Origin of the sequence: Streptomyces sp. NPDC051243 (assembly GCF_044455405.1) — a bacterium.
Taxonomy (GTDB): Bacteria; Actinomycetota; Actinomycetes; order Streptomycetales; family Streptomycetaceae; genus Streptomyces.
The window spans coordinates 685,232-706,470 of sequence record NZ_JBITES010000004.1; the positions used below are offsets into that span (position 1 = coordinate 685,232).

20 protein-coding genes are annotated in these 21,239 nt (G+C 70.5%); 10 read left to right on the forward strand and 10 right to left on the reverse strand.

Annotation, left to right across the window (positions count from 1 at the left end):
* Positions 1 to 13 precede the first annotated feature (13 nt).
* Together ACIBAG_RS13660 and ACIBAG_RS13665 are read left to right on the forward strand one after the other, a co-directional pair.
* A complete protein-coding gene (locus ACIBAG_RS13660; protein WP_399104413.1) occupies positions 14 to 979 on the forward strand; it encodes an ATP-binding cassette domain-containing protein in 966 nt (321 codons plus the stop codon).
* Positions 976 to 1,731, forward strand: coding sequence for an ABC transporter permease (locus ACIBAG_RS13665; RefSeq protein WP_399104415.1), 756 nt, complete (start codon positions 976 to 978; stop codon positions 1,729 to 1,731). Before ACIBAG_RS13660 ends, ACIBAG_RS13665 begins: the two co-directional genes overlap by 4 nt.
* A 7-nt stretch (positions 1,732 to 1,738) precedes the next feature.
* Here ACIBAG_RS13665 and ACIBAG_RS13670 read toward each other — a convergent pair whose 3' ends face one another.
* The gene (locus ACIBAG_RS13670) at positions 1,739 to 3,160 is read right to left on the reverse strand and encodes a glutamate decarboxylase (protein WP_399104417.1); all 1,422 of its coding nucleotides are present in this window, start codon (positions 3,158 to 3,160) and stop codon (positions 1,739 to 1,741) included.
* Positions 3,161 to 3,248: 88 nt separating this feature from the next.
* On the opposite strand from ACIBAG_RS13670, the gene ACIBAG_RS13675 reads away from it, so the two are divergent.
* On the forward strand, positions 3,249 to 4,010 hold the full coding sequence (locus ACIBAG_RS13675; protein ID WP_399104419.1) for a MerR family transcriptional regulator: 762 nt from the start codon (positions 3,249 to 3,251) through the stop codon (positions 4,008 to 4,010).
* A 25-nt stretch (positions 4,011 to 4,035) separates the two neighbouring features.
* Here ACIBAG_RS13675 and ACIBAG_RS13680 read toward each other — a convergent pair whose 3' ends face one another.
* Positions 4,036 to 4,401, reverse strand: a complete 366-nt coding sequence (locus ACIBAG_RS13680; RefSeq protein WP_399104421.1) for a YbjQ family protein — start codon at positions 4,399 to 4,401, stop codon at positions 4,036 to 4,038.
* A 137-nt stretch (positions 4,402 to 4,538) separates the two neighbouring features.
* On the opposite strand from ACIBAG_RS13680, the gene ACIBAG_RS13685 reads away from it, so the two are divergent.
* Complete coding sequence (locus ACIBAG_RS13685) at positions 4,539 to 5,477, forward strand: DedA family protein (RefSeq protein ID WP_399104423.1); 939 nt, start codon at positions 4,539 to 4,541, stop codon at positions 5,475 to 5,477.
* Positions 5,478 to 5,505: 28 nt separating this feature from the next.
* Here the strand turns inward: ACIBAG_RS13685 and ACIBAG_RS13690 are convergent, their stop codons facing one another.
* The gene (locus ACIBAG_RS13690; RefSeq protein WP_399104425.1) at positions 5,506 to 7,137 is read right to left on the reverse strand and encodes a threonine/serine exporter ThrE family protein; all 1,632 of its coding nucleotides are present in this window, start codon (positions 7,135 to 7,137) and stop codon (positions 5,506 to 5,508) included.
* Between the two features lie 139 nt (positions 7,138 to 7,276).
* The gene (locus tag ACIBAG_RS13695) at positions 7,277 to 7,768 is read right to left on the reverse strand and encodes an inorganic diphosphatase (protein ID WP_031487466.1); all 492 of its coding nucleotides are present in this window, start codon (positions 7,766 to 7,768) and stop codon (positions 7,277 to 7,279) included.
* Positions 7,769 to 7,892: 124 nt separating this feature from the next.
* On the opposite strand from ACIBAG_RS13695, the gene dacB reads away from it, so the two are divergent.
* From dacB to folE, 6 genes are all read left to right on the forward strand, one after another.
* Positions 7,893 to 9,482: a D-alanyl-D-alanine carboxypeptidase/D-alanyl-D-alanine-endopeptidase gene (gene dacB, locus ACIBAG_RS13700; protein WP_399104428.1), complete on the forward strand. Its 1,590-nt coding sequence runs from the start codon at positions 7,893 to 7,895 to the stop codon at positions 9,480 to 9,482.
* A 92-nt stretch (positions 9,483 to 9,574) separates the two neighbouring features.
* Positions 9,575 to 10,699 carry a zinc-dependent metalloprotease gene (locus ACIBAG_RS13705; RefSeq protein WP_399104430.1) on the forward strand — a complete coding sequence of 375 codons (1,125 nt, stop codon included), beginning with the start codon at positions 9,575 to 9,577 and terminating at the stop codon, positions 10,697 to 10,699.
* 211 nt (positions 10,700 to 10,910) lie between these two features.
* Positions 10,911 to 12,158 carry a tRNA lysidine(34) synthetase TilS gene (gene tilS, locus ACIBAG_RS13710; RefSeq protein WP_399104433.1) on the forward strand — a complete coding sequence of 416 codons (1,248 nt, stop codon included), beginning with the start codon at positions 10,911 to 10,913 and terminating at the stop codon, positions 12,156 to 12,158.
* A 114-nt stretch (positions 12,159 to 12,272) separates the two neighbouring features.
* Positions 12,273 to 12,833 (forward strand): hypoxanthine phosphoribosyltransferase, encoded by a 561-nt coding sequence (gene hpt / locus ACIBAG_RS13715; RefSeq protein ID WP_031487462.1) that lies wholly within the window; start codon positions 12,273 to 12,275, stop codon positions 12,831 to 12,833.
* Positions 12,834 to 13,040: 207 nt separating this feature from the next.
* Positions 13,041 to 15,080 (forward strand): ATP-dependent zinc metalloprotease FtsH, encoded by a 2,040-nt coding sequence (gene ftsH / locus ACIBAG_RS13720; RefSeq protein ID WP_399104534.1) that lies wholly within the window; start codon positions 13,041 to 13,043, stop codon positions 15,078 to 15,080.
* A gap of 150 nt (positions 15,081 to 15,230) precedes the next feature.
* Positions 15,231 to 15,839, forward strand: coding sequence for a GTP cyclohydrolase I FolE (folE, locus tag ACIBAG_RS13725; RefSeq protein WP_399104435.1), 609 nt, complete (start codon positions 15,231 to 15,233; stop codon positions 15,837 to 15,839).
* A gap of 25 nt (positions 15,840 to 15,864) precedes the next feature.
* On the opposite strand, the gene ACIBAG_RS13730 is transcribed toward folE, so the two are convergent.
* From ACIBAG_RS13730 to ACIBAG_RS13755, 6 genes are all read right to left on the reverse strand, one after another.
* Entirely contained in the window at positions 15,865 to 16,353 is a 489-nt protein-coding gene (locus ACIBAG_RS13730) for a DUF3180 domain-containing protein (RefSeq protein WP_399104437.1), read from the reverse strand.
* Positions 16,354 to 16,409: 56 nt separating this feature from the next.
* Positions 16,410 to 17,021 (reverse strand): 2-amino-4-hydroxy-6-hydroxymethyldihydropteridine diphosphokinase, encoded by a 612-nt coding sequence (folK, locus tag ACIBAG_RS13735; RefSeq protein ID WP_399104439.1) that lies wholly within the window; start codon positions 17,019 to 17,021, stop codon positions 16,410 to 16,412.
* Positions 17,018 to 17,377, reverse strand: a complete 360-nt coding sequence (gene folB / locus ACIBAG_RS13740; RefSeq protein ID WP_274241749.1) for a dihydroneopterin aldolase — start codon at positions 17,375 to 17,377, stop codon at positions 17,018 to 17,020. Before folB ends, folK begins: the two co-directional genes overlap by 4 nt.
* Positions 17,378 to 17,778: 401 nt before the next feature.
* A complete protein-coding gene (locus tag ACIBAG_RS13745; protein ID WP_399104442.1) occupies positions 17,779 to 18,282 on the reverse strand; it encodes a nuclear transport factor 2 family protein in 504 nt (167 codons plus the stop codon).
* Positions 18,279 to 19,184: a dihydropteroate synthase gene (gene folP, locus ACIBAG_RS13750; protein ID WP_399104444.1), complete on the reverse strand. Its 906-nt coding sequence runs from the start codon at positions 19,182 to 19,184 to the stop codon at positions 18,279 to 18,281. The genes ACIBAG_RS13745 and folP overlap by 4 nt, the downstream gene beginning before the upstream one ends.
* 163 nt (positions 19,185 to 19,347) lie before the next feature.
* Positions 19,348 to 21,192, reverse strand: a complete 1,845-nt coding sequence (locus ACIBAG_RS13755) for a phosphatidylglycerol lysyltransferase domain-containing protein (RefSeq protein ID WP_399104446.1) — start codon at positions 21,190 to 21,192, stop codon at positions 19,348 to 19,350.
* Between the last annotated feature and the right edge of the window lie 47 nt (positions 21,193 to 21,239).

Here is a 21,239-nt window from a genome sequence, read left to right on the forward strand (position 1 = left end):
CGAGGGAGACTCAGTGGCCGACGCGGCGATCATCGTCGAAGGGGCACGCAAGAAGTACGGCGGCAGAGCCGGCAAGAACGCACTGGACGGGCTCGACCTCACGGTCGCGCGCGGCACCGTGCACGGAGTGCTCGGCCCGAACGGCGCGGGCAAGACAACCCTGGTCCGGATCCTGTCCACGCTGCTGCGGCCGGACAGCGGCCGCGTCGAGGTGGCCGGGCACGACGTGGTGCGGCAGGCGTACCAGGTCCGCCTGCGTATCGGCCTCCTCGGCCAGCACGCGGCCCTGGACGAGGAGCTGGGCGGCCGGCAGAACCTGGAGATGTTCGGCCGCCTCCACCACCTCGGCGCCCGCCACGCGCGCGTGCGGGCCGATGAGCTCCTGGAGCGCTTCGGGCTCGCCGACACCGGCCGCAAACCGGTCAAGCAGTACAGCGGCGGCATGCGACGCCGACTGGACCTGGCGGCCTCACTCATCACCGACCCGGAGGTGCTCTTCCTGGACGAACCGACCACAGGCCTCGATCCACGCGGCCGCGCCGAGGTCTGGTCCGCCGTCCGCTCCCTGGTCGGCGGCGGCACCACGGTCCTGCTCACCACCCAGTACCTGGAGGAGGCCGACCAACTCGCCGACCGCATCTCGGTCGTCGACACCGGCCGGGTCATCGCCGACGGCACGGCGAACCAGCTCAAGGCGCTCACCGGCGGCGACCGCATCGACGTCGTCCTGCGCGACGCCGGTCAACTGGGCGCGGCCGTGGCCCTGTTGCCCGTACCGAAGGACGACGTCTCCGTCGACGCCGACCGCCGTCTGCTCAGCGCCCCGGTCACCGACCGGATGGCGGCGCTCTCCGGCGTCGTACGCGCCCTGGAGGAGGCCGGAATCGAGGCCGAGGACGTGGCGCTGCGCCGCCCGACGCTGGACGAGGTGTTCCTGCACCTCACCGGGGACGACCGCCGAGTGAAGGAGGCCGCGTGACCACCTACGCGCTGAGCGACTCCTGGACCATGACCCGCCGCGAACTCGCCCACTGGGCGCGGCAGCCCGTGCAGGTCGTGGTCAACCTGTTCTTCCCGGTGATGCTGCTGCTGATGTTCGGCTACCTCATCGGCGGCGGCCGGGGCGTCCAGGGCTCCTACATCGACTATCTCGTCCCCGGCATGCTCGCGCTCACCATGGCGTTCGGCCTCGAGGGCACGATGATCGCCGTCACCCAGGACATCAACAAGGGCGTGATCGACCGCTTCCGGTCCATGCCGATGACCAACGGGGCGGTCCTGGTGGGCCGTTCGGCGGCCGACATGCTCCAGTCGGCGCTGGCGCTGCTGGTCCTCATGGGCGTGGGCCTCGCGCTCGGCTGGCGCGCGGACGGCGGCCCAGGGGGCTTCCTGGGCGCCTTGGGACTGCTCCTGCTCTTCCGCTTCGCCATGCTGTGGATCGGCATCCACCTGGCGCTGGTGGCGGGCAAGCCGGAGCTGGTGCAGGCCGTGCAGATCCTGGTCTGGCCGATCGGCTTCCTGTCCAACGCGCTCGCCACACCCGAGTCCATGCCCGACTGGCTGGGCACGGTCGTCGAGTGGAACCCCATGTCCCGGACGGCGACGGCCGTACGGGACCTGTTCGGCGGCACGGGCGCCGAGCACGTGGGGGCGGCGATCGTATGGCCGCTGGTGCTGCTCGCGGTGTTCTTCCCGCTCGCGGTACGGCGGTTCGCACGGCTGAGCCGTTAGCGGCCGTCTAGTGGTGGAAGCCGGTGGCCGCCTCCCTGTCCCGGGTGAAGGGGTGCGGCTGCCGGCGCAGCTCCGGCAGCAGCCGGCCCAGGTCCTCCACGAACAGCTCGCCCAGGTCGGTGGAGAAGCCGTTGCGGCAGACGACCCTCAGCACCGACAGGTCCTCGCGGTTCGGCGGGAAGGTGTACGCCGGGACCAGCCAGCCGCTCTCGCGCAGCCGCCGGGAGACGTCGAAGACGTCGTACGCCGTGACGTCCGGGGCCGTAGTGAAGGCGAAGACGGGCAACTGGTCGCCCCGGGTCAGCAGCCGGAAGTCGCCGAGCTTCTCCACCGCCTCGGCGACCTTCCCGGCCACGTCCCGCGCGGCCTGCTGCACGGCCCGGTAGCCCTCCCGGCCCAGCCGCAGGAACGAGTAGTACTGGGCCACGACCTGCGCGCCCGGCCGGGAGAAGTTCAGCGCGAAGGTGGGCATGTCGCCGCCCAGGTAGTTGACGCGGAAGACGAGCTCCTCGGGCAGCGCCTCCCTGTCCCGCCACAGCGCCCAGCCGACACCCGGGTAGACGAGCCCGTACTTGTGCCCCGAGGTGTTGATGGAAGCCACCCTCGGCAGCCGGAAGTCCCACACCAGGTCCTCGTCGAGGAAGGGCGCCACCATGGCGCCGGACGCGCCGTCGACGTGCACGGGGATGTCGATGCCGGTGCGCTCCTGCAAGGAGTCCAGGGCGGCGCACAGGTCCGCGATCGGCTCGTAGGAGCCGTCGAAGGTGGAGCCGAGGATCCCCACCACCCCGATGGTGTTCTCGTCGCACAGCTCGGCCGCCGCCCGCGGATCGAGATGGAACCGCTCGCCCTCCATCGGGACCAGGCGGGGCTCCACCTCCCAGAAGTTGCAGAACTTGTCCCAGCAGACCTGGACGTTGACGCCCATCACGAGGTTCGGGCGCGCGCCGGGGTACCGGTCGGAATTGCGCCGCGCCCACCGCCGCTTGAGCGCCATTCCCGCGAGCATGCACGCCTCGCTGGACCCGGTGGTGGAGCAGCCGACCGCCGCGGACGGATCGGGCGCGTTCCACAGGTCGGCGAGCATCGCCACACAGCGCCGCTCCAGCTCGGCGGTGCGCGGGTACTCGTCCTTGTCGATCATGTTCTTGTCCCGGCACTCGGCCATCAGCACCCCGGCCTGCGGCTCCATCCAGGTGGTGACGAAGGTGGCCAGGTTGAGCCGGGAGTTGCCGTCCAGCATCAGCTCGTCATGGACCAGCTGGTACGCCGTCGACGGCGGCAGGGGAGCGTCGGGCAGCCGGTGCCTGGGCGGCGCCTGGGTCATGCCGCCGGCCGGGTTCGCCTCGCCGTAGAACGGGTTCACGGCGAGCCTGCGCCCGTCGCCCCCGTCGTCGGGTGCTTCGCTGTCCCCACGGTGAAGTGGCATGAATACGACGGTAGGTCGGCGCCGCCGGGCTTGCACCTCACGCCGCGTGAGGACTCAGTGTGGAGCGCGTACCGAGAAGGGAGCGGAAGTGAGCTACTCCGTGGGACAGGTCGCCGGGTTCGCCGGGGTGACGGTGCGCACCCTGCACCACTACGACGACATCGGCCTGCTCGTGCCCAGCGAGCGCAGCCACGCGGGCCACCGGCGCTACAGCGACGCCGACCTCGACCGGCTGCAGCAGGTCCTGTTCTACCGCGAGCTCGGCTTCCCGCTCGAGGAGGTCGCCGCCCTGCTCGACGACCCGGACGCGGACCCGCGCGAACACCTGCGCCGGCAGCACGAGTTGCTGACCGCCCGGATCGAGAAGCTGCAGAAGATGGCGGCGGCCGTGGAGCACGCCATGGAGGCACGCAAGATGGGGATCAACCTCACACCGGAGGAGAAGTTCGAGGTGTTCGGGGACTTCGACCCGGACCAGTACGAGGAAGAGGTGCAGGAGCGGTGGGGCAACACCGACGCCTACCGGCAGTCACAGCAGCGCGCCGCCTCCTACACCAAGGAGGACTGGCTGCGGATCCAGCGCGAGGCCGAGGAGCTCACCCGGCGTTTCGTCGCGCTGATGGAGGCCGGTGAGCCCGCGGACTCCGAGGGGGCCATGGACGCCGCCGAGGAGCACCGCCAGGGGATCTCCCGCAACCACTACGACTGCGGATACGAGATGCACACCTGTCTCGGGGAGATGTACGTCGCGGACGAGCGGTTCACGCACAACATCGACCAGGCCAAGCCCGGCCTCGCGGCCTACATGAAGGCCGCGATCCTCGCCAACGCCGCCCGGCACACCTCATGACCCCTGGCCCGGGACCCCGTACGGGTCACTCCCGGGCCAGGACCACCGCGGTCCCGTAGGCGCACACCTCGGTGCCCACGTCCGCCGCCTCCGACACGTCGAACCGGAACGCCAGTACGGCATTCGCCCCACGCGCGCGTGCCTGCTCGACGAGCCGCAGCATGGCCTGGTTACGGGTCTCCACAAGGGTCTTGGTGAGCCCTTTGAGCTCACCGCCGACCAGCGACTTCAGCCCCGCGCCGATCTGACTGCCCAGGTGCCGGGAGCGCACGGTCAGCCCGAAGACCTCGCCCACCACCTCGGTGACCCGGTAACCCGGAATGTCGTTGGTGGTCACCACCAGTACGTCGGGCCGGGGCCCCTGCCCACCGCCGAATTCGTCGATGCCCATGAACCACAGCTTTGTCCCAGCGGGGGCACAGTGCATCCTGAGGGGGTCCATGGAACCTGGGCGGCCAGTGCAGCGTTGATAATTTGAGCAGCCAGCCCGACCCCGCCCGCCCCCCTCCCAGCAGGAGCCACAATCCCGTGACCACGCTTGCGCTCGGCCCCGAGTGGCTCGACCCGAACTATCTGATCGAGACCTTCAGTCTCCCCGGCATCCTGCTGATCGTCTTCGCGGAGTCCGGCCTCTTCGCGTTCCTGCCCGGTGACTCCCTGCTCTTCACTGCGGGCCTCTTCGTGGCTCAGGGGCAGTACATCAGCCAGCCGCTGTGGCTGGTCTGCACGCTCATCGTCATCGCCGCGGTCATCGGCGACCAGGTCGGCTACATGATCGGCAAGTTCCTCGGCCCGAAGCTCTTCAACCGCCCGAACTCCAAGCTCTTCAAACAGGAGAACCTGGAGAAGGCACACGAGTTCATGGAGAAGTACGGCCCCAAGGCGATCGTCCTCGCCCGCTTCGTCCCGATCGTGCGCACCTTCGCCCCCATCGTGGCGGGCGCCGGGCGCATGCAGTACCGCACGTTCCTCACGTACAACGTCATCGGTGGCATCGCCTGGGGCACCGGCGTCACCCTCGCGGGCTACTGGCTCGGCCAGATCGACTTCATCAACAAGAACGTCGAAGCGATCCTCGTCCTGATCGTCTTCGTCTCGGTGGTCCCGATCATCATCGAGTACCTGCGGGAGCGCGCCAAGAAGAAGCGCGCGGCGGCCGAGGTGCCGGCCCCCGTCCAGCAGCACATGCCGATGGACGACGCGACGACCCAGCTCCGCCGCATCCCGTCCGACGACCAGCACCAGCAGGCGTACGGCAACCAGCCCCAGCAGGCGTACGGCGACCAGGAACAGCAGCAGTACGGCAACCAGGGCGGCCAGCAGTACGGCTACGACCAGCAGTACTACGGCCAGCAGCAGCCCCAACAGCAGCAGCCGTACGCCCAGCAGTACCCGCAGGGTTACGGCCGGCAGGGGTCGTACGGCGCCGGGCAGAACCAGCAGTACCCGCCCAACCAGGGCTACTGAAACGCCCTGGCTGACCGGCGTCGGCCGCTCAGAATCCCCGCGTCCTCTTGGCGGCCCGCCGCTTCTCGAGCGACCCGATCCGCAGGAACAACCGGGAGATCTCCGACCCGAGATTCACCCCGATCGCGATGGCCATGGCCAAAGACGCGGCCGTGGCCAGCGAGACAAGTCCCGCATCCACCTTGTTCTGCGCGATCGACAGCAGCCCGAAGTACGTCGCGGAACCGGGCAGCAACGGCCCGATCGCGGCCGTCGTGTACGGCAGCGCGGAAGCGAACCGGTACCGAGCCATCAGCTGCCCGAACAACCCCACCAACCCCGCCGCGACAGCCGTGGAGGCGACCGGCGACAGCTCACCGGCGTAGTGCAGCGCGCCGTACACGACCCAGGCGACACCCCCGTTGAGGGTCACGGCGATCACAGTGGACCGTTCCTGCTGGAGCAACACCGCGAAGGTCAGCGACAGCAGCATCGACGCCCCGATCTGCCAGTAAGGCCGCTCGGAGATGTTCAACAGCGCGTCCGGGTCGAGCTCGGCGCCCAGGTTCACCCCGAAGTAGAGGATCACCAGCACCCCGACGACGATCCCGACGAAGAAGTACATGACCTCCAGCAGCCGCGCCGACGCGGTGATGTAGAACCCGGTCAGCCCGTCCTGCACGCCCGCCACCAGCGCCCGCCCGGGCAGCAGCGCGAACAGCCCACCGGTGATGACGGCGGACGCCTTCACGTCGACGTGCGCCAGCGTCAGCGCGACCCCGATCGCGGCCGGCGGCATCGCGGCCACCGTGAACTGGTAGAACTCCGGCAGCCCCCGCCCCGCGCACAGCCACGCCAGCCGGTCGCCGAGCATCGCGCCCAGCATGGCCGCGACGAAGACGATCACGTCACCGCCGACCAGCACGGAGGCCGCCCCGGCGAGCAGCCCGCTCGCCCCGGTCAGCACCCAGGTCGGGTAGGGGTGCCGGTTGCGGCGTATCTCCGCGAGCCGCCCGTAGGCCTCCTCCAGGGAGATGTGGCTCTCCGGGTCGCTGAGGTCGTCGACGAGCCGGTACACGGCCGCCAGGCGCGTGTAGTCGGTGCCGCGCCGCCGTACCGTGCGCGCCGCCGACACCGGGTCGTCCACCAGCGACGGCTGGTACGAGATCGACAGCAGCGTGAAGGTGACGTTCGGCTCGCAGCGGTCCAGTCCGTAGGACCGGCAGACCGCGAACATCGCGGCCTCCACGTCCTCCGCGCCCTCACCGCCGGCCAGCAGCAGCTCGCCGATACGCAGGGTCAGGTCGAGCACGCGAGGGACGGCCGGACCCTCCTCCTCCGCCTTCGGCATCCGCTCCGGCGCGGGCCGCTCGGCCACCGGCATGCGCAGCATCGTGCGCATCCGGTCCTGCCAGGGCAGGTCCTTGGTCAGGCTGATCCGCGGTATGCCGGTCGCGGGGGTGAACGCGGGCGGGGCGTCCTCGACGCTGTATCCGCTCGGTGTGCTGAACGCCGAGCCCTCGGGTTCCTGGACCGGCGGCTGCGGCACATCCAGGCCCTTGGGGAGGGCGAACTCCGAGGTCGTCTCCGACTCGCTGTCCCCCACCTCGATCCCGGCGGGCGGCGCGAACGCCATCCTCGCCTCGTCCGACTGCGGCTTGCGGTCCTCCGCGTCCGTCACCTGCGTAGCGCTCCTTGTACGACACCTCCTGCCGCACTCAGTATGCGCACAGACACACGAACGGGCTGCACGCGCACGCGTACAGCCCGTTCACACGGCCGAAAGGCAGCGGGTGCCCAAGCGACCGCTACCGGGTGCCTCAGTGGCCGCCCTGGTCCTTGAAGCGCTTGTAGGAACGCTCGATCTCGGCCTCGGCCTCGGTGCGGCCGACCCAGTCGGCGCCCTCGACGGACTTGCCGGGCTCCAGGTCCTTGTAGACCTCGAAGAAGTGCTGGATCTCCAGGCGGTCGAACTCGGAAACGTGGTGGATGTCACGCAGGTGCTCCACACGCGGGTCCGTCGCCGGCACGCACAGCAGTTTGTCGTCGCCGCCGGCCTCGTCCGTCATCCGGAACATGCCGATGGCGCGGCACTTGATCAGACAGCCCGGGAAGGTCGGCTCGTCCAGGATGACCAGCGCGTCCAGCGGGTCGCCGTCCTCGCCGAGGGTGTTCTCGACGAAGCCGTAGTCGGTCGGGTAGGCGGTCGAGGTGAAGAGTCGACGGTCCAGGCGGATCCGACCGGTCTCGTGGTCCACCTCGTACTTGTTCCGCGAACCCTTCGGGATCTCGATCGTGACGTCGAACTCCACCGGTGGCTCCTCCATGATCAGCACATAGTTCTGGTGGTTAAGTGTCCCTCACGCAGGTGTGTGATCGCGAAAGGGGCTGGTGGTCGTGCCAGAGCTGAGGCCTTGGCGAGCCGCGAGACCGCATGTGACGCGGTTCGCGGGCGCCGTACGACCACGTCTGGCACGGGCCGCGCAGGCCGTACGCCCACGTCTCGCCCGCACCGCGACGGCCGCGAAACCACGGGTCGCCCGGCTCGCCCGAGCCGTCTCCCCGCAGGCCGCGCGCATCACGAGGCCGAAGACCTGGCAGTACACCGCGGGCGCCGCCACCGCCGGACTGGCGCTCGCCGCCGGAGTGGTGACCGCCGCCGGCCCCTGGGACTCCACGGGTCAGCGTACGGCCGAGCGGGACCGGGCGGCCGCCCAGGAGCGCACGGGTGGCGCAGATCACGGTCGTCATACCGATACGTCGAATTCATCCGGCACGGCAGCCGAAACGCCCCTCCCCGCCCCCAGCGCGGCCTCCGTCCTCACCGGCCTGGGCGGCGGCACCAGCACCGTGAAGTCGGCCCCGAACGGCAAGGCCCTCGCTGGCGTCCTGGGCCCGCTCCTCGACGCCCCGGAACTCGGCACCCGAGGCGCGGCGGTCGTGGACGTGGCCAGCGGCAAGGTCCTCTACGGCGAAGCAGCCGCCAAGCCCCTCGTCCCGGCCTCGACGACGAAGATCGCCACCGCCGCGGCCGCCCTCGCCGCGCTCGGCCCCGAGCACCGTCTCACCACCCGCACCGCGCTGGAACCCGACACCAAGGAACTGGTCCTGGTCGGCGGCGGCGACCCCACACTGACGGCCCGCAAGGAGGCCGAGGGCTGGGCGAGCCTGCGCGAGCTGGCCGCCGCCACGGCCGAGGGCCTGAAGAAGCACGGCCTGCGCGAGGTCACCCTCTCGTACGACACGACCCTCTACACCGGCCCCGACCTGCACCCCATCGGCGTCAACGACAACATCGCCCGGGTCACCCCCCTCATGGCCGACGAGGCCCGCACCGACGGCTCCACCAGCGGGCCGGCGCCCCGGGCGGCGGACCCGGCGAAGGACGCGGCGACCAAGTTCGCGTCCTTCCTCGCCGACCACGGCATCAAGACGACGTCCCCCGGTCCGTCCAAGGCCACCAACCGCGCCGAGTCGCTCGCCGAGGTCGCCTCGCCCCCGCTCTCCATCCTGGTCGAGCGCATGCTCACCAACAGCGACAACGACATCGCCGAGGCCCTGGCCCGTCACACGGCCGTGGCCAGCGGCGAGCGCGCCGACTTCGCCGGAGCCGACGAGGCGATCCGGGCCCGGCTGAGGAAGCTCGGCCTGCCGGTGACCGGCGCCGTCTTCAAGGACGGCAGCGGCCTCAACCGCGACGACAGACTGACCGCCGGCCTCCTCACGGCCCTCCTGGCCAAGGCCTCCGACCCGGCCCACCCCGAACTCCGCTCCACCCTCACGGGCCTCCCGGTGGCAGGCTTCACCGGCACCCTGGCCAGCCGTTACACGGACGGCGCGGCAGGCGTCGTACGAGCCAAGACAGGCACCCTGACCGGCGTGAACGCCCTGGCAGGCACGGTGGTCGACCAGGACGGCCGCCTGCTCGCCTTCGCGTTCATGGCGACGGGCACGACGGACGCGGGGGCGGCGCAGACGGCCCTGGACAGCACGGCGACGGCACTGGCGGCCTGCGGCTGCGACTGACATCGGCAAGTTTGCCCGGCCCCAACTCACCGCCAACCGAGCCACCCCCTCACGGCCTGCCCCAAGTGGGACCGCTCACGTACGGTTGACACATGACGAGCATCGGTGGTGCCGAGATGGTCGACTGGAATCTCGCGGTGGCAACCGCGACCCGGCTCGTACGGCCGGGCCCCGAGGTGAGCCGCGACGAGGCCAGGGCCGTCGTCGCCGAGCTGCGCCGACACGCAAAAGCCTCGGAGGAACACGTCCGGGGCTTCACTCGTATGGGCACGGAGGACACCCACGACACCCCCGTGCTGGTCGTCGACCGCCCCGGCTGGGTGAGGGCGAACGTCGCCGGCTTCCGCGAGATCCTCAAGCCCCTGCTCGGCAAGATGCAGGAGCGCCGCGGCAGCAGCCCCGGGGGCGCGGTGCTCGGCGCGGTCGGCGGCAAGGTCACCGGCGTCGAACTCGGCATGCTGCTGTCCTTCCTGGCCTCCCGCGTCCTCGGCCAGTACGAGACCTTCGCCCCCGCCACCCGCGAACTCCCGGCGGGCGAGAACGGCGGCGGCCGCCTCCTCCTCGTCGCCCCGAACATCGTGCACGTGGAGCGCGAACTCGACGTACAGCCCCACGACTTCCGCCTGTGGGTGTGCCTGCACGAGGAGACCCACCGCACTCAGTTCAGCGCGGTGCCCTGGCTGCGGGACCACCTGGAGGGCGAAATCCAGTCTTTCTTGGGGGAGACCGACGTCGACCCCATGACCGTCCTGGAGCGCGTCCGCGAGGCGGCGCAGTCCCTCGCGGGCGGCCGGCCGGAGGCCGAGGAGGACGACGGCGGGCGGTCCTTCGTCGAACTGGTGCAGACCCCGGCCCAGCGCGAGATCCTCGGCCGCCTCACCGCCGTGATGTCCCTGCTGGAGGGTCACGCCGACTTCGTGATGGACGGTGTCGGTCCGGCCGTCGTGCCGTCCGTCGCCGAGATCCGCGAGAAGTTCCAGCAGCGACGCGCCAAGGGCGCCTCAAGGCTGGACATGGCCCTGCGCAAGCTGCTCGGCCTGGACGCCAAACTCCGCCAGTACCGAGACGGCGAACGCTTCGTACGGGCCGTCGTCGACCAGGTCGGGATGGACGGCTTCAACCGCGTGTGGACGTCCCCGAACACCCTCCCCACCAAGGCGGAGATCGCCAAACCGGCGGACTGGATCGCGCGGGTGCACCGCAAGGCGGAGTCGTGAATCGCACGCCGCGTCGCGTATCTCATACGACAGTCGTGCACCGAATCCGGCCGACGGCAGTCGAACGCCCCTCCAATCACCCGTCCGAGGGACCGTGAGCCATGGGTAGGCGTGCAATGCTCGGGGAACGGCCCGGTTCTGTCACCATCTACACACTCTGAGTGACCGACCTCGGGCTCACCCCCCGACAATTTCATGAAGGGAACCGGACATGGGTCCCCATCCAGCGGTCGCGGCGATACGCCTGGCGGTCCGCCGCGTCCTCCACGACATCCTCACCGAACACAGCCGCACATCGGACACACCAGCGCCCGGCAGCCCGCGCGCGATCTCCTACGAGACGTCGCCCGCGACACCGCCGACGGCGCCGTCCGTCACGTCGGCGGCCACCACATTCACCACGGTCGCGTACGACCCCACGACCACCGCCGCGTACGGCCCCATGAGCCCCGCGGCCGCCCACGGCACGGCACCCGAGCCGTCGTACGAGCCCCCCGGCACACCCCCGCAGGAACCCCCGCGCGCCACCTCGCACGAGCGATCCCCCTCCCCGCTCGTGCTCGTCGCGTGTTCCGGTGGCGCCGACTCCATGGCCCTCGCCTCCGCCCTCGCCTTCGAGGCACCCAAACTCGGCATCCGCGCCGGCGCCGTCACCGTCGACCACGGACTGCAGCCCGGTTCGGACCTGCGTGCCGAGGAAGTCGTCCTGCGCATGCGCGAACTCGGCCTCGATCCGGTCGAGTCCATCGCCGTCACCGTCGGCCGCGAAGGCGGACCCGAAGCCGCCGCCCGCGACGCCCGCTATGCCGCCCTCGACGCCGCCGCCGTACGCCACGGCGCCTTCGCCGTCCTGCTCGGCCACACCCGCGACGACCAGGCCGAAACCGTCCTCCTCGGCCTCGCCCGCGGCTCCGGCATCCGCTCCCTGTCCGGCATGGCCGCGGTCTCGGGGGCCGGCGGCCGTTACCGGCGCCCTTTCCTCCACATCGACCGGCAGACCGCCCGCAAGGCCTGCATGGTCCAGTCCCTCCCCGTCTGGGACGACCCCCACAACGCCGACCCCGCGTACACCAGGTCCCGGCTGCGCCAGGAAGGCCTGCCCGCCCTGGAGAAGGCGCTCGGCAAGGGCGTCGTCGAGGCCCTCGCCCGCACGGCCCAGCTCTCCCGCGACGACGCCGACGCCCTCGACTCCTGGGCCCGTCAGGCCGAGGCCGCCGTACGCGACTCGGCCGGCCTCCTGGAGTGCGCGAAGCTGTACGCGCTGCCGCCCGCCGTACGCCGCCGGATCCTGCGCCGCGCCGCCATCGAGGCCGGAGCGCCCGCCGGCGCGTTGTTCGCCCGCCACATCGAGGAAGTCGACCGCCTCATCACCGGCTGGCGCGGCCAGGGGGCCATCAATCTCCCCGGCAAAGTCGTCGCCCAGCGCCAGGGTGGCAGACTGGTGATTCGGCAAGGCTGAAAACGCCCCTCTCAGGGAGACACCGGAACCCTTCGGACGCCTCCGGGGCGGGTCCGGGTCTCCCCGTCGGGGAGCCGTCAGCCGCCGGCCGTAAGTGCGGGACGACCGAAAGTGATGCGGGTGGACGCGAAAGACATGGGTGCCGACCTCAAGCAGGTGCTCATCACCAAGGAAGAGATCGACGCGAAGCTGGCCGAGCTGGCCGCGAAGATCGACGCGGAGTACGAGGGCAAGGACCTGCTCATCGTCGGCGTGCTCAAGGGCGCGGTGATGGTCATGGCCGACCTCGCCCGGGCGCTGTCCACCCCCGTCACCATGGACTGGATGGCCGTCTCGTCGTACGGCGCCGGCACCCAGTCCTCCGGTGTCGTGCGGATCCTCAAGGACCTCGACACCGACATCAAGGGCAAGCACGTCCTCATCGTCGAGGACATCATCGACTCCGGCCTGACCCTGTCCTGGCTGCTGTCCAACCTCGGCTCCCGCGAGCCCGAGTCGCTGAAGGTGTGCACCCTGCTGCGCAAGCCGGACGCCGCCAAGGTCGCCATCGACGTCGAATGGGTCGGCTTCGACATCCCCAACGAGTTCGTCGTCGGCTACGGCCTCGACTACGCCGAGAAGTACCGCAACCTCCCGTTCGTCGGTACGCTCGCGCCCCACGTCTACGGCGGCTGAACCCGGCGGTCCGCGAAACCGGACCCGAAGGGCCCAAGCCCTGTACGAAGATCGGGAACCCCGGCGGGCCTCGCGGCGTTGGAGCATGCAGACGGGCTTGCCAGCCCTCCCGTGCGGCTACGGCCGTCAAAGCTGGGGTACCGTCAGAAGAACTGTCTTATCAAACTCACTATGGCAGGAGGGACGGGGCGGCACCGCTCCGTATGGATGGACGTGAAGCGATACTTCCGTGGGCCGGTCATGTGGATCGTGCTGGCCGTCCTTGCCGTGGTCGTGTTGATGCAGGTCGTCGGCTCGTCCGGCGGCTACAAGACGGTGGACACCGGCCAGGTCATTCAGGCGATCAATGAGAACAAGGTCGAGTCGGTCAAGCTGACCACCGGCGACGAGCAGACCGTCAAGGCCCAGCTCAAAGAGGGCGAAAAGGTCGAGGGCGCCACCAAGATCCAGGCGTCCTACATCGGCGACCAGGGCGTGGACATCGCCAACACGCTGCAGAACAAGTACCAGCAGAAGCAGATCCCCGACGGCTACACGGTCTCGCCGTCCAAGCAGAACCCGTTCGTCGGCATCCTGCTCTCCCTGCTGCCCTTCGTCCTCATCGTCGTCGTCTTCCTGTTCCTGATGAACCAGATGCAGGGCGGCGGCTCCCGGGTCATGAACTTCGGCAAGTCCAAGGCGAAGCTCATCACCAAGGACACCCCGAAGACGACGTTCGCCGACGTCGCCGGCTCGGACGAGGCCGTCGAGGAGCTCCACGAGATCAAGGAGTTCCTCCAGGAACCGGCCAAGTTCCAGGCCGTCGGCGCGAAGATCCCCAAGGGCGTTCTGCTCTACGGCCCTCCCGGCACCGGTAAGACGCTCCTCGCGCGCGCAGTCGCCGGCGAGGCGGGCGTCCCCTTCTACTCGATCTCCGGTTCTGACTTCGTCGAGATGTTCGTCGGTGTCGGCGCCTCCCGAGTCCGTGACCTGTTCGAGCAGGCCAAGGCGAACGCCCCGGCGATCGTCTTCGTCGACGAGATCGACGCGGTCGGCCGCCACCGCGGCGCCGGCCTCGGCGGCGGTCACGACGAGCGCGAGCAGACCCTGAACCAGCTGCTCGTCGAGATGGACGGCTTCGACGTCAAGGGCGGCGTGATCCTCATCGCCGCGACGAACCGCCCCGACATCCTCGACCCGGCCCTCCTGCGCCCCGGCCGCTTCGACCGCCAGATCGCGGTCGACCGCCCGGACATGCAGGGCCGTCTGGAGATCCTCAAGGTCCACCAGAAGGGCAAGCCGGTCGCGCCGGACGTCGACCTGTCCGCGGTCGCCCGCCGCACTCCCGGCTTCACCGGCGCGGACCTGAGCAACGTCCTCAACGAGGCCGCGCTGCTCACGGCCCGCTCGGACAAGAAGCTGATCGACAACCAGATGCTGGATGAGGCCATCGACCGCGTCGTGGCGGGCCCGCAGAAGCGGACCCGGATCATGTCGGACAAGGAGAAGAAGATCACCGCGTACCACGAGGGCGGACACGCCCTGGTCGCGGCGGCTTCCCCGAACTCCGACCCGGTCCACAAGATCACGATCCTGTCGCGAGGCCGGGCCCTCGGCTACACGATGGTGCTCCCGGACGAGGACAAGTACTCGACCACGCGCAACGAGATGCTTGACCAGCTGGCCTACATGCTGGGCGGCCGCGCGGCCGAGGAACTCGTCTTCCATGACCCGACCACGGGTGCCGCGAACGACATCGAGAAGGCCACGGCCACGGCCCGCGCGATGGTCACGCAGTACGGCATGACCGAGCGCCTCGGCGCCATCAAGTTCGGTGGCGACAACACCGAGCCGTTCCTCGGACGTGAGATGGCTCACCAGCGCGACTACTCGGAAGAGGTCGCCGCCCTGGTGGACGAGGAAGTCAAGAAGCTCATCGAGAACGCGCACAACGAGGCCTGGGAGATCCTGGTCGAGAACCGCGACGTCCTCGACAATCTCGTCCTGGCCCTCCTGGAGAAGGAGACGCTCGGCAAGGAGGAGATCGCCGAGATCTTCGCCCCGATCGTCAAGCGCCCGCCGCGGCCCGCCTGGACCGGTTCCTCCCGCCGCACGCCGTCCACCCGTCCGCCGGTGCTCTCCCCGAAGGAACTCGCACTGACGAACGGCGCCAACGGCGCGACCCCGGCGATCACCACCGCCAAGTCGACGGTGACGGAGCCCGCCCCGGCGGCCGAGCCGGCTCCCGAGGAGCGCCCCGAGAGCTGACACCCGGCCCCCCCGGTGACCCCACCGGGCCCGGAATGGATGCCGCGCCCCCCTGGTTTTAGCCTGGGGGGCGCGGCATTTTGGTATGTCCGCAGATCATCCGCGCACGTGGCCCACACGCGCGCGACCCGCACAGGAACGAGGCACCACATGACCGACCCCGTGACGCTGGATGGCGAGGGCATCATCGGCGAGTTCGACGAGAAGCGCGCCGAGAACGCCGTGCGTGAGCTGCTGATCGCGGTCGGGGAGGACCCCGATCGGGAGGGGCTGCGGGAGACGCCGGGGCGGGTGGCGCGGGCTTACAAGGAGATCTTCGCGGGGCTGTGGCAGAAGCCCGAGGACGTGCTGACGACCACGTTCGACATCGGGCACGACGAGATGGTGCTCGTGAAGGACATTGAGGTGTACTCGACATGTGAGCACCATCTGGTGCCGTTCCGGGGCGTCGCTCATGTCGGATACATTCCGGCCACGTCCGGCAAGATCACCGGGCTGTCCAAGCTGGCCCGGCTGGTGGACGTCTACGCCCGCCGTCCGCAGGTGCAGGAACGTCTCACTACGCAGATCGCCGACTCGCTCATGGAGATCCTCGAGCCGCGCGGCGTGATCGTCGTCGTGGAGTGCGAGCACATGTGCATGTCGATGCGCGGTATCCGCAAGCCGGGCGCGATGACCATAACGTCCGCGGTGCGGGGCCAGCTGCGGGATGCGGCGACCCGCAACGAGGCGATGAGCCTCATCATGGCCCACCGCTGACACGCGGCGGTGCGCTGAACCCCGCCTAAACCGTCGGCGCCGCCCCCGCGCCGTTGTGCTCGTCGTCCTCCGGGAGCTTGCAGACGCGCTCCAGGAAGATCGCTGCCGCTATCACGCCGATGCCGGCCAGGACCGAGAAGCCGGCGTAGATGGCCTGGTCGCGGCGGGCGGGGATGTCGAGGGACTCCAGGAGGAAGACGCCGGTGCCGCCGTACATGCCGGCGACCAGGGCGGCGACCAGGGCGCTGGCGTGGCCGAAGACGACCGCGCGGGCGGCCATCAGGGGGTCGACGCCCTTGGCCTCGGGGCGGCGTTCGCGCTGGGCCTTGAGGCGGGCGCGGATCGAGATCGCCGTGGCCAGCAGGACCACGGCGATCAGGGCGAGGACGATGGGGGCGGCCAAGGGCACGCTGGGCAGGGTCCCCACGGCGTTCCACAGGCGGGCGCCCGCCCAGGACAGGACTCCGGCGACGATGAACACACCGGCCAGCATCCTGATGCGCAGCTCTCTCACGGCGTCCCTTCAGCTCCCCCGAGTCCCCACGGAATGTGTCGTCTTGACCTTAACGACTATTCGGGCAGCCGGAGTTCCAGGTCCGCGCGCGGTGCGACACCTTCGCGGGTGACACCGGCCAGGAGGTCGGTCACCGGGCCGCGGCCCGGAAGCTGTGCCTGCGGGTCGACGTCGTGCCAGGGGGCGAGGACGAAGGCGCGTTCGTGGGCGCGCGGGTGGGGCAGGGTGAGGTGCGGGTCGTCGGAGACGACGTCGGCGTACGCGACGATGTCGACGTCGAGGGTGCGCGCGCCCCAGCGCTCGTCCCGTACGCGGTGGAAGGCCTCCTCGACCGCGTGGGCCCGCTCCAGGAGGGAGGACGGGGGGAGCGTGGTCTTGAGGACCACGATCGCGTTGAAGTAGGAGGGCTGCGTGCCCGGCTCGACGCCCCACGGCTCCGTCTCGTACACCGGGGAGACCGCCTTGATCCGCACGCCCGGGGTGTCCTCCAGCGCGTCGATGGCGCCCTGGAGGGTTTCCAGGCGGTTGCCCAGGTTGGAGCCGAGGGAGATCACGGCCAGTTTGGGGTTGTGCAGGGTGGTGTCGGCGGCGTCGACCTTCTCGACGACGGAGGCGGGTACCGGCTGTACGGTCGGGTCGCTGTGACCCTCGGTGAAGAACGCGGTCATACTCGGCTCCGGGTGATGGTGACGGTCACGTCGTCGAAGGGGACGGTGATGGGCGCGTCCGGCTTGTGGACGGTGACCTCGACCTCCTGGACCCCTTCGTGCTTCAGGCAGGCCTGGGCGATGCGTGCGGCGAGTGTCTCGATGAGGTTGACCGGCTCGCCCTCGACGACGGCCACCACCTCCTCCGCCACGATGCCGTAGTGCACGGTCTTCGCCAGGTCGTCGTCGGCGGCGGCCGGCCGGGTGTCCAGGCCCAGGACGAGGTCCACGACGAAGGTCTGGCCCTCCCTGCGCTCCTCGGGGAACACGCCGTGGTACCCGCGGGCCTTCAGGCCGCGCAGCGCGACACGATCCACGCGAATCACTCCTGCAATCGTCGGTGACGGCCGGTCGATGCCGTGTGCGGGCGGCACACCGGCCTCGAACGAATCTACCTGCGGGCACTGACAGGGCCGGGCCACGGGGGCGTGGGCCGGGTCCGGGGCCAGAGGATTCATCGCGTGTTTCCCCTGGGGAATCCGGTGGCTCACGGGTTGGTAGCCGCGCCTACCCGCAGACGCGTGATTCCAACCACTTCTTGGTCCCGGCGGGGTCCCGCGGACCCCCTTGCGGGTGTCTCTCGGGCGTCGTCTCCGTGTTCCTGCCTGTGGTTGTCCCCGTGGTCATCCGGTTGGCCTCATGGCCATCCGGTTGCCCCGTGGTCATCCGGTTGTCCCGTGGTCGTCCCTGGGGACGTCCTTGAGGGGCGACTACCCACTCAGGAGGCGCTGCTGTCGCCCTCTTCCTCGTCGTTTTCGGCCAGAACCGGGGACGCGTGGTGCGACCAGATCTTCCAGCCGTCGGGTGTGCGCCGGAACACGTTGGTGGCGACCACGAGCTGGCCCACCAGCGGGCCGAGCTCGTCGCCGCCCTCGGGGGCGGGTCCGCCGCTGAGGATGTTCTCGGTGCAGGTCACCAGGGCGGTGTCGCCGGTGACGGAGACGTGCACGTCGGTGAGGAAGAACTGGATGTAGTCGGTGTTCGCCATGATCAGGGCGTACGACCTGAGGACCTCGCCGCGTCCGGTGAGCACCGGCCAGCCGGGGTGTACGCAGGAGATCACGCCGGTGTCGGCCGGGTCGTGGTAGGTCTCGTCGACGCCCAGGTCGGACGGGGTGAGCCAGAGCGAGGAGAGCTCCTCGAAGTCGCCGCGCTCCAGGGCCTCGTAGAAGGCGGTGTTGGCTGCCTCCACCTGTTCGACGTCGGTGTGGGGGGCGCTCACCGGGCTCCTTCGGCGGCCTTCGCGCCGGGCGCGTTCTCGGCGCCACGTGCTCCGTGGATGGCGCGCACGACGCGTACCGCATCCGCCGTTGCACGCACCTCGTGCACGCGCACCGCCCATGCGCCGGCGTGCGCCGCGAGCGCCGAGACGGCGGCCGTGGCGGCGTCGCGCTCGCGCGCGGGCGGCGGCGCGCCCTGCGGGCCGGCGAGGACGCGGCCGAGGAACCGCTTGCGGGAGGCGGCGACGAGGAGGGGGTGGCCGAGGCCGAGGAGGCGGTCGAGGTGGGCGAGGAGGACGAGGTCGTGCTCGGCGTCCTTGGAGAAGCCGAGGCCGGGGTCGACGACGATGCGGTCGGGGGAGATGCCGCCCTCGAGAACGGCCTCCACGCGCGCGTGCAGCTCGTCGCCGACCTCGGCGACGACGTCGTCGTACACGCCCTTGACGTTCCCGCCCTGCAGGAAGCCGCGCCAGTGCATGACGACGAAGGGGGCGCCGGCGTCGGCGACGACGGGGATCATCGCGGGGTCGGCGAGGCCGCCGCTGACGTCGTTGACGAGGGCGGCGCCGGCGGCGAGGGCCTGCTCGGCGACCGAGGCGCGCATGGTGTCGACGGAGATGGCGACGCCCTCGGAGGCGAGGCCGCGGACGACGGGGATGACGCGGCGCAGCTCCTCGTCCTCGTCGACCCGGGTGGCCCCGGGGCGGGTGGACTCGCCGCCGACGTCGACGAGGTCGGCGCCTTCCTCGACAAGGGCGAGGCCGTGCTTGACGGCGGACGTCGTGTCGAACCAGCGGCCGCCGTCGGAGAAGGAGTCGGGGGTGACGTTGACGACTCCCATGACCGCGCACCGGTCCCACTCGGGAAGGCCCGCGACGCGCCCGCGTCCGCTCTGCTTGCTCATACGTTCAGCGTAGGCCCAAGGGCGGGGCGCGACGTGCCGCGGCCCGGGCGCAAGCCGACGCGCTCCGCCGGGGGTGCCGCGATCTGCCGTCCTTCGTCTGCGGCGCCGTCGTGGCTGGTCGCACGGTTCCCCCCCCCGCCCCTTGGGGCGCAAGGGGACGCACTCATGCCGCGCGGACCTCCCGCTCCGCCACCTGGTGGGGGCAGGGGCGCGGGGCGGGCGTACCGCGGCGCAGGAAGCGCGGGAGCGGCAGGGCCAGGTTCACGAAGCCCTCCGCCTGCATGGCGGCGAAGCCGAGGCGGGGCAGGTCGGCGGAGGCGCGGTAGACCACGAAGCGGGGTTCCCAGCGGGGCCGGAACTTGGCGTTGAACTTGTACAGGGACTCGATCTGGAACCAGCGGGAGAGGAAGACGAGCAGGCCCCGCCAGGCGCGCAGTACCGGACCCGCGCCGATCTTCTCGCCGCGCGCCAGTGCCGAGCGGAACATGGCGAAGTTGAGCGACACGCGCGCGATGCCGAACTTCGGGGCGGCCTGGAGGGCGGCCACGATGAGCAGTTCGTTCATGCCGGGGTCCGCCGAGCGGTCGCGGCGCATCAGGTCCAGGGACACTCCGTCCGTGCCCCACGGCACGAAGTGGAGGATCGCCTTGAGGTCGCCGTACGGACCGGGCTCCTCGTCGGCCTTGTGGGCGGTGGCGATGAGGCAGTCGCCGTCGGCCGGGTCGCCGACGCGGCCGAGCGCCATGGAGAAGCCGCGCTCGGTGTCGGTGCCGCGCCAGTCGTCGGCGGCGCGGCGGATGCGCTCCAGCTCGGCATCGCCGAGGTCACGGACACGACGTACCCGGGTCTCGTAACCGGCGCGCTCGATGCGCTTGACCATCTGACGTACGTTGCGCATCGCGCGGCCGGTGAGCGAGAAATCCGGCACGTCCACCACCGCCTCGTCGCCCAGTTCGAGGGCGTCGAGCCCGGTCTCGCGGGTCCACACCTCGGCGCCGGTCTCGGAGCAGCCCATGACGGCCGGGGTCCAGGAGTGGGCCTTGGCCTCGTCCATGAAGCGTTCGATGGCGCCGGGCCATGCCTCGACGTCGCCGATCGGGTCGCCGCTGGCGAGCATCACGCCGGACACGACGCGGTACGTCACCGCGGCCTTGCCGCTGGGGGAGAAGACGACGGCCTTGTCGCGGCGCAGCGCGAAGTGGCCGAGGGAGTCGCGGGCGCCGTGCTTGGCCAGCAGGGCGCGCAGGCGTGCCTCGTCGTCCTCGGTGAGCTGTGCGGCGGGGTGTTCGGGGCGGAAGGCGAGGTAGATCGTGGTGACCGCGGTGATCCAGCCGAGGGCGCCGAGGGAGAAGGCCACCGTCCAGGAGGTGTTGCCCTGGTAGGCGACCGGTCCCTCGAAGCCGAACAGGCCGTAGATGACGTGGGCGATGCGGTCGGCCAGGCTCGGGTCGCCGATCAGCGTCTTCGGGTGGGCGCTGACGATGATCAGGCCGAGGGAGAGCGAACCGGCGCCCATGAGGACGAAGTTGGCCAGCGCGCGCCACCTGCTGCGCGGGTCGGGCAGCGCCGCGAACTGGTCGCGGTGGCGCAGCAGCGCCCAGAGCAGCGCGATCGAGATGAGCACGCCCACGACGGAGTGGCGGTACGTGAACTGCGCCACAGCTCCGGCCGGGAGCAGGACGACCGCCGCGCGCCAGGCCCGCCGCTTGCCGCGCTTGAGGCCGTGGGCGAGCAGCAGCAACAGCACGCCCGCGCTGAGCGACAGCGCCGCGGCGAACGGACCGAACGCGCCCGGCAGCACCTCGGCGATGGCGTGCATACGGCTGTGCCGGAAGCGCGGGAAGACTCCCGCCGCGATGTCCAGCAGGCCCACCAGGGCGCAGGCCCTGCCGACGAGGACGGGAACGGCCTCGGGGCGCGGGCCGCGCAGCAGGTGGCGTACGCGGCTCGACAGATGCCCTGCCTGGCTCGATACCTGGCTGGGTCGTTGAGGAACCTTGCCCGACATTTCCACATCTGTCCTGACAGACATCGCATCCCACAGTTCAGCGAGCG

Excerpts from the sequence above, each read along its gene's own strand:
- ftsH (WP_399104534.1), top strand. The coding sequence starts at position 13,041 with ATGGACGTGAAGCGATACTTCCGTGGGCCGGTCATGTGGATCGTGCTG.
- hpt (WP_031487462.1), top strand. The coding sequence starts at position 12,273 with ATGCGGGTGGACGCGAAAGACATGGGTGCCGACCTCAAGCAGGTGCTC.
- ACIBAG_RS13670 (WP_399104417.1), bottom strand. The coding sequence starts at position 3,160 with ATGCCACTTCACCGTGGGGACAGCGAAGCACCCGACGACGGGGGCGAC.
- ACIBAG_RS13705 (WP_399104430.1), top strand. The coding sequence starts at position 9,575 with ATGACGAGCATCGGTGGTGCCGAGATGGTCGACTGGAATCTCGCGGTG.
- folK (WP_399104439.1), bottom strand. The coding sequence starts at position 17,021 with ATGACCGCGTTCTTCACCGAGGGTCACAGCGACCCGACCGTACAGCCG.
- ACIBAG_RS13755 (WP_399104446.1), bottom strand. The coding sequence starts at position 21,192 with ATGTCGGGCAAGGTTCCTCAACGACCCAGCCAGGTATCGAGCCAGGCA.
- folE (WP_399104435.1), top strand. The coding sequence starts at position 15,231 with ATGACCGACCCCGTGACGCTGGATGGCGAGGGCATCATCGGCGAGTTC.
- tilS (WP_399104433.1), top strand. The coding sequence starts at position 10,911 with ATGGGTCCCCATCCAGCGGTCGCGGCGATACGCCTGGCGGTCCGCCGC.
- ACIBAG_RS13680 (WP_399104421.1), bottom strand. The coding sequence starts at position 4,401 with ATGGGCATCGACGAATTCGGCGGTGGGCAGGGGCCCCGGCCCGACGTA.
- folP (WP_399104444.1), bottom strand. The coding sequence starts at position 19,184 with ATGAGCAAGCAGAGCGGACGCGGGCGCGTCGCGGGCCTTCCCGAGTGG.